4 protein-coding genes are annotated in these 6,597 nt (G+C 62.4%); all 4 read right to left on the bottom strand.

Translation table 11 applies throughout. From position 1 onward, the window contains the following. Window positions 1-57: 57 nt before the first annotated feature. From ET21_RS0105810 to ET21_RS0105795, 4 genes are read right to left on the bottom strand one after another with little or no spacing between them, the layout of a single operon-like run. Window positions 58-960 (bottom strand): ArdC family protein, encoded by a 903-nt coding sequence (locus ET21_RS0105810; RefSeq protein WP_030538914.1) that lies wholly within the window; start codon window positions 958-960, stop codon window positions 58-60. A 44-nt stretch (window positions 961-1,004) separates the two neighbouring features. Beyond that, window positions 1,005-3,230, bottom strand: coding sequence for an integrase (locus ET21_RS0105805; protein WP_030538913.1), 2,226 nt, complete (start codon window positions 3,228-3,230; stop codon window positions 1,005-1,007). Then, window positions 3,227-5,014, bottom strand: a complete 1,788-nt coding sequence (locus ET21_RS0105800) for a hypothetical protein (RefSeq protein ID WP_030538912.1) — start codon at window positions 5,012-5,014, stop codon at window positions 3,227-3,229. The genes ET21_RS0105805 and ET21_RS0105800 overlap by 4 nt, the downstream gene beginning before the upstream one ends. After that, window positions 5,011-6,402, bottom strand: coding sequence for a site-specific integrase (locus ET21_RS0105795; protein WP_030538911.1), 1,392 nt, complete (start codon window positions 6,400-6,402; stop codon window positions 5,011-5,013). Before ET21_RS0105795 ends, ET21_RS0105800 begins: the two co-directional genes overlap by 4 nt. Window positions 6,403-6,597 lie beyond the last annotated feature (195 nt).

The raw sequence follows: 6,597 nt of genomic DNA, 5'->3' as shown, positions 1-6,597 counted from the left end.
CATATCCTGACAGTCCAGCCCTAATGTGACTTCCACCGCAAATTTTCGGGGCGCGGATCATGCGGCCATCTCCTCAGGCTGGGGCTGCTGGGCGTGCATCCAGTCGGCGGCCGCCTGCGCCTTGCTGGCGGCGGTGAAGATGGCACGAGGGTCGTCTTTGAGTGCGCGCAACCACGATGCTACGTAGGCGGCATGATCGGCCCGCGGATGGTGAGCGATCCCGAGGTCGGCGAGCACGAACGATGCGGTCAGTTCAGCGCAAATTTCCTCGATCGCCAAGCTGTCGCGCTTGAAACGTTCGGCAAAGTTGCGGTCGAGCCGGTGCTTTGCCCCTGTGGCGTGGGCCGCCTCATGCAAAAGCGTGCCCATCTGTGCTGATGCATCCCGAAACGAGGCAAAGGTCGGCATGAAGATGTGATCGAGGTCGATCCGGTAGTGCGCATCGTAGGCGCCCTCGGTGACCGGGATCTTGAGGGCCGCGACGAAAGCTTCGGCGTGCCCGAACCGCTCGCCCTCGGGTAGAACTGCGACAGGTGAGGGTTCATAGCCCTCGACCTGGGCGAGGTTGAACACGGTGAAGGCCCGCGCGAACATGCGGCCGGGTCCGGCTTCGCCATCGTCATGATCATCATCGGTGCGCGATGCGGCCTGTTTCCAGAACACAACCGTCGTTCCGCGTTCACCTTTGCGGACCTGTGCGCCAAGCGATGCCCACTGGCGATAGGTCCCCCAAAGACCGCTGGAATAGGCAGCCGCTTCGGCTGCGATCCAGAGCGCGAGCACGTTGACGCCGCGATAGCGGCGGCGGGAGGTGACGTTCTGCGGCCTGGTGGTGGCAGCGCCATCATGGTGCCAGGGCATACGCCAATCGCCGGCACCGGCTTCGATGGCACATACAATCTCGGTAGTAATGCGCGAATAGACGTCGGCTCGCGGCGTAGCAGGGTAGGATCGGGACATGGCAGGTCTCCACGACGGGCGGAGGGAAACTGTCTTCCGCTCCTTCAATCCGTCACCCGCAAACCCGCCTCCTCTTCCTCTCCCGCCATACCGTTATGCGGTGTGGCGGTACCCGGTGCGATCTGTTCAAGAACACGCTGGATTCTGGCCACCTCGGCCTGAAGCGTCACCCGCTGCGGCTCTGGAAGCCGCTTCTCGCGCAACAACAACCGTGCCTCATCAGCACCGCGCTGCCATGCCGGGCGATGCCGTTCGGCGATGCAGGCATTGGGGCAGCGGACCGGTTCGCACATGGAGATCATTGGCCCGCTTGCGCCTGGCTCCGAACTCCGGTTCAGGCACAGGGCAGTTGCCGGATCAAAGAAGCAATCGGCCAGCGGGCCGACATGCAATGTCCGCGCGAGACTGCCCAGCATGGTGCGCAGACGTGGACGGTCGGCAATCATGGCAGGTAGCGGCGCCAACTCGTGGGCGGCAGTATCAAGCACAACTCCGACCCTGTTCGCGGCAGGTCCGCCAAGGCGTGCGCCACTTTGCCGCTCGTCGAAGTAGACAAGGATATCGTCGATCTGCCCGAGCGCACGCTGGGCTTCGATCTCTCCCCGAAATCCGGACCGGCTGCTGCCAGCATAGCCTTCGAAAGCCGCAACGCTGGCATGCTTGTACTGGATCATGCCGGCAATTGTTCCGAAGGGCCGGTTGGCGATGTGCCAGGCGATTGTGCGGCGAAACTGACGCGTTGTCAGACGCCATGGTCGGCCGTCGGGTCCGGCAGGAATGACGGGTGCCTGCGCGGATCCGAATTGGTCATTGAGGTGATCGCGGAACCGGTTGAGTTGCCGGACTATCTCTGCAGAGACGTGCGTCTTGGTATTGGCCCGGAGCGTGAGGACTGGCCACAGGGTCGTTGTTCCGCGCGCTTGCCCTGCACGCGCGGAAAGGCGTTCGAGGACATCGATGGCTTCAGCGACTGGCGCGATGGTAACCCACTCGGTCTCCTCGCCGCCGCCGCGCTTGCCCTTGTAAGCAGTGGACTTGATACGATGCCGCAAGATCGTACCGTCTTCGGCTTTGGTAATAGACAGGCATCCCTGCCTCATGGCTTGGATCTCGCTGTCCCGCATGCCTGAGAGAAAGGCACATACGATATAGGCTGCGGACTGCAGCATGACTTCCTCGAGGGGCAAAACCTTGGCATCGAAGCGGGTGCGCCAAGGCAGGCCAGTATCGGGATCGGCAGAAATGGGCGTATCCATGCCGCCGATCTCGGTGCCGAGTTCTGCGATGGCAGCGGCGATGAGGTCTGGTGCACCGGTGGCGAGGCCAAGGTGCATGGCAGGTTCGGCCTGCGCGTTGATACCGGCATGGAGGTGGATCAGGTGGTAGTTGATCGGCGGCGTGACGGCGCCGGTTTGCGGGTCTGTTCGCGTTGCGCCGTTATGTGCCGTGGTCCAGATCGGAATGCCGCGCCCATGCTGCCGCAAGGATGCAACATAGTCGAGAAGGCGTTCGCGTTGCCGTAACCGACGAACAGCGGGATCCAGACCTTCCCCAGCGGCAATCAGACGGTTGCGCGTTGCTTCAAGGCGATCGAGTTCCGCCCGTGCGGCAAGGATATCGCCTGCGTGGCAGGTCACGTAGCGCAACGACCAGGAGAGCAGCGGCGTCATGATCGATTCGGGAATGCGCGGCGTCCGGTTCTCCCCTGCAATATGCTTTGCGCCCGCCACGGAAAACGGACTTCGTCCCGGCCACGGTTCGAAGGACAGGTGCGCAGTCGGCAGATGATGCTGCAACTCGTGCAGGTCAAAGACGATCCGCAGCAGCGCTGCCGCTACAACTGGGCGCAGCCCGGCAAGGCGCAAAGATCCGGCGTAGCGATCGACCAGAGCCTGATCGACCCGGCCGAGATCGAAACGCCCCAGCTGAGCCTTCACGAAGTCGAAAAAGCGCAAGGTCCGGTTGGCCTCGCCGCGCACCCCGGCCGGCTCAAGCCGCGAACGGTGACCGGGGAGATCGACATTGAGCCGCGCATGGAGAATCTGGCGCAGGGCATCAGCAATAGATGGGTCTTCAATACCGCCGAAATGTACCGTGACATGGCAGCGCCGCGCGTTGTCGCGAAATACGCCGGGAGCCAGATCCCACACCGGATCGCCGTATCGTGAAATATGCGCGCGATCGCAGCCGGGGCGCAAAGGCGCGGACATAAGCACAGGGAGGGCATCGCGCTCATCGTCGCTCTCCGCCAGAAGCTGGACAACGGTCATACCCGTGCCTCTGGCGGCAGATAGACCGTGGGAGGGTCGTTCGCGACTTGCGCACGGGCCCTTGCCACGACGCCTTCGGCGAAGGCAGGCAGGATCTGCTGAACGATGCGATCATGGGCATGACCAAACTTGGCGGTCCAATCAGCGGCACTCAGGCCGATCCGCTGAGCGTCGACGAAGGAGAGAAAGGCGAGAATGGCAGGCAGCTTGCGCGCGGTAATGACCGCGTTGCGGCAATCGAGGCAGGCCCAGAACGGTGTTGGGCATGGCGTGCCGACGGATGCGAAGGGACTGGAATAGAAGTTGCCACAGCTTGCAAGCCAGACGTCTTGTTCGCCATCGAGCAGTGCGGTTGAAATGCCCCCATCATCGGGATCAGGGCTTGCCAACTTGCCGCGCAGCCGGTCCTCGTCTTGAGGAGGCAGGATCATTGGACCAGCGAGCGCCTCTTCGAGGGCATCTGCCACGGTTTGCTCGTGCAGCGGTCTGAGGGAGGGAATATCGGCGTAGTGCCGTGCCGCGATATCGACGGTATGACCTACGGCGAAGCGGGCCATGTGGCCTTCGGTCTTCAGATACCACAAGGCCTTGTGCGTCTTGCGCAGATACGAAAGACACAGATGGAGCGGTTTACCCTGATCATCGGTAATACAATGGCGCTGCGTCCAGGCACTGACCTTCAAGCGCAGTTGACGAATACCTGCGGTGATCTCGCCCGGCTGAAAATAGACCCAAAGGTTATCGCTAAAGTTATGGACCCTGGCCTTGGACGATAGGGCGATGATGCGTCGGATCAGACCGCCAGGGGTGGATGAGCCGCGATCACGCACCCGGATTGTCTTGTGCTCGGCACCGTGTGCCCGCAGCTTGGTGTAGGCGATATCGACGGTACCACCTGCGGCATTGCGCAGACAATCGAGGGTGAGCGACTTGCAGCACTCCAGCTCAAGCCCTGTCTCGAGTAAGAGCAGAACAAGAAGCGGGACGATATCGTCGGCAGTAAGATAGTGGGCTGCGTGGAGGCTCAGGTTAAGCCTGTCACTGGTGAGATCGCGCTTTTTGCGCAGCTTGTACAGGCTCTGAAACGTGGGATCACGGTAGCCCAGAACACCGTATGTCTCGATGGCAGCATGGGCTTTGCAATATGCGCCATCGATCTGCGCCACCTCATCGATCTGTGGCCCCGATCGCAAGCGGGCCTCGATCGCAGCAATATCCGCGCGTGCCGCATCGCGCAGCTGGCGGGCTACATACGGACTGTAGGCATCGCGTGGACGGGAACGAACGTGTGCGTGTGAGCTGACGTAGCGCAGTCGTTCCCGCAAGCCGCAATCGACAAGCTCAGGGCTGTCGTCCGCGATGCGACGTAGGACGGAAACGACCTTGGCGACATAGGTTTGTCCATGCACGCGAGACTTGCCCTGCGCGCTGAGCCATGTCTCAAATCCATCGATGTGATGGGCGCGAAGGTCAGCAGGGCCGTTGATCCGGTCGCCTGTCCCGGCCAGGTAGGCAAAGAAGCTTGGCAGCTGGTTGGCGTATGTCTTGAGGGAGGAACGTACCATGATGGGGCCGCGCGGTGCGGCCAGCTTGAACAGGCTCCGGGCAAAAGCGAGCGCCAGGCCGCGCGGCCGCAAGCCCGTGAAATCGACGAGCAGCTCGCCGCCATATAAGGGATGAATCATGAAGCGCAGCGTGCTGATCTGCGACCATGGATCGGCTTGGGGCGCAGCCGCCTCGGTCTCGAAGCTGACCTTGCGTCCTTTGCGTGGAGCAGCGCTCATGATCGAAGATAGCCTGGTACGAGTGCCAACAGCTCTTCGACTGCCGCATCGACGGTATCGGCACGCGTGGCGAGGTGATCCAGATAAATAGAGGTCGTCGCGAGGCTCGAATGGCCAAGCAATCGCTGGACCTGTTGAAGCGGATCGCCGACCAGCTGGCGATAACCTTCCATGGCGCCCACTGGTGCCGCTGCGTCGGCGAGGCGGCGCTGGATCAGCATGGCCAGCATGTGGACTGCAAAGGAATGCCGGAGTTGATGGGGGCTAAGCCGGACCGGGATGCCTGCGTCCGTGCAACGGCGGCTTGCCCGTGCGAAGATCGCTTCCCACGAGTTGGGCAACACAGGATGGCCCACCTCGGTCAGCCAGAGGACCGCGGCTTCGCGCGGCGTTCCATCGTCAGCGCAAATAACAAGCCTTGCGCGTTCATCCGGTGTGACGACCTCCATGTCCATCGTGCCACCGCCAACGAGAGGCAATGCGCGCTGCCCGAATGAGGGGCTGTGGATGAAGATCGGGCGGTCGATGGCTTCCCAGCCACGGCGCTGTGCGAACTTGGCGACGGCCGCCGCTCGCTCAACGGCGATGTAGGCGTCAAACACCGGCAACAAACGGCGCGGTAGCAGCATGCTTCGCCCCCTGTCACCCTTGGTAAGTGCCGCCGGAAGCTCGACCCGCCGCTGACGTTCCGAGCGGGCGTCGCAAACCGGAATCTCAGCTGCGAGCAAGTGGGATGCCTCTTCCAGGCGCAGGCCGGTGGTGACCAGCAGATCGGCGAACAGCGCGTTGCGCGCGCCATTGCGGTCACGCGCTCCAGGACGCTCGGTCCCTTCAACGGTCAGGCCGCGCAAACCAACTTCCCGGAAGGCGCGGTAATCGGTGAGATCGATGAAACGGACGTCGGAACGACGGGCTGCGCGCTCATAGGCGTCATTGCGGCCCGTGACTGCCGCCCGGCGCCCATCGTGCGATCGTCGCCAGACCTGACGATGCGTAAAAGGTGTACGCTCGATCAGACCCTCCCGTTCGGCCCATCGATAAAGCTTGTCGAGCGAGGCAATCGCCCGGTTCCACGTCGATGCCGAAATCCGGAACTCAGCATCGCTGCGCCGCCGGGCACGATGATAGGCACCGACATCATTGGCATCGGCTTGCCAAACAGACTTGCCACGGGCCGAAGCGAGAAAGCGAACCCAGACCAGAACATCATAGCCATGGGCGCGCAACGAGTGTCGCGAACGCGAACCGTTCAGCGGCAAATCGAGGAAGTAGCGCTCAAGGTGGAGATCATAGATCGCACCATCACGCAGGATTACCGGGATGTAGGAGTCCAGGCCATCCGCCGTCCGGCGCTCCTGAATGACGATCGACGCACCTGAAGTATCCACAGCTTGTCAGTCCCTCCCCCAGACCCCCTCCCAACTCCAGATCGCACACGTTGCGCGCCTGCGGGACGGTGGTCATCAGGCCGGATTACGCCAGCTTATGGATAGCGCTTCATCCGGCCTGATGCCCCCCTGCGTTGCGCCAAAACATACCGTTCAAGTGTGCGTGAGGCACGGTGCAGACTGTCCAGATAAGGC

It is taken from the genome of Sphingobium sp. DC-2 (assembly GCF_000722555.1).
Taxonomy (GTDB): Bacteria; Pseudomonadota; Alphaproteobacteria; order Sphingomonadales; family Sphingomonadaceae; genus Sphingobium; species Sphingobium quisquiliarum.
The sequence above is the reverse complement of the archived record's forward strand: the minus strand, read 5'-3'. Positions and strand labels throughout refer to the sequence as shown.

Excerpts from the sequence above, each read along its gene's own strand:
- ET21_RS0105805 (WP_030538913.1), bottom strand. The coding sequence starts at position 3,230 with ATGACCGTTGTCCAGCTTCTGGCGGAGAGCGACGATGAGCGCGATGCC.
- ET21_RS0105800 (WP_030538912.1), bottom strand. The coding sequence starts at position 5,014 with ATGAGCGCTGCTCCACGCAAAGGACGCAAGGTCAGCTTCGAGACCGAG.
- ET21_RS0105810 (WP_030538914.1), bottom strand. The coding sequence starts at position 960 with ATGTCCCGATCCTACCCTGCTACGCCGCGAGCCGACGTCTATTCGCGC.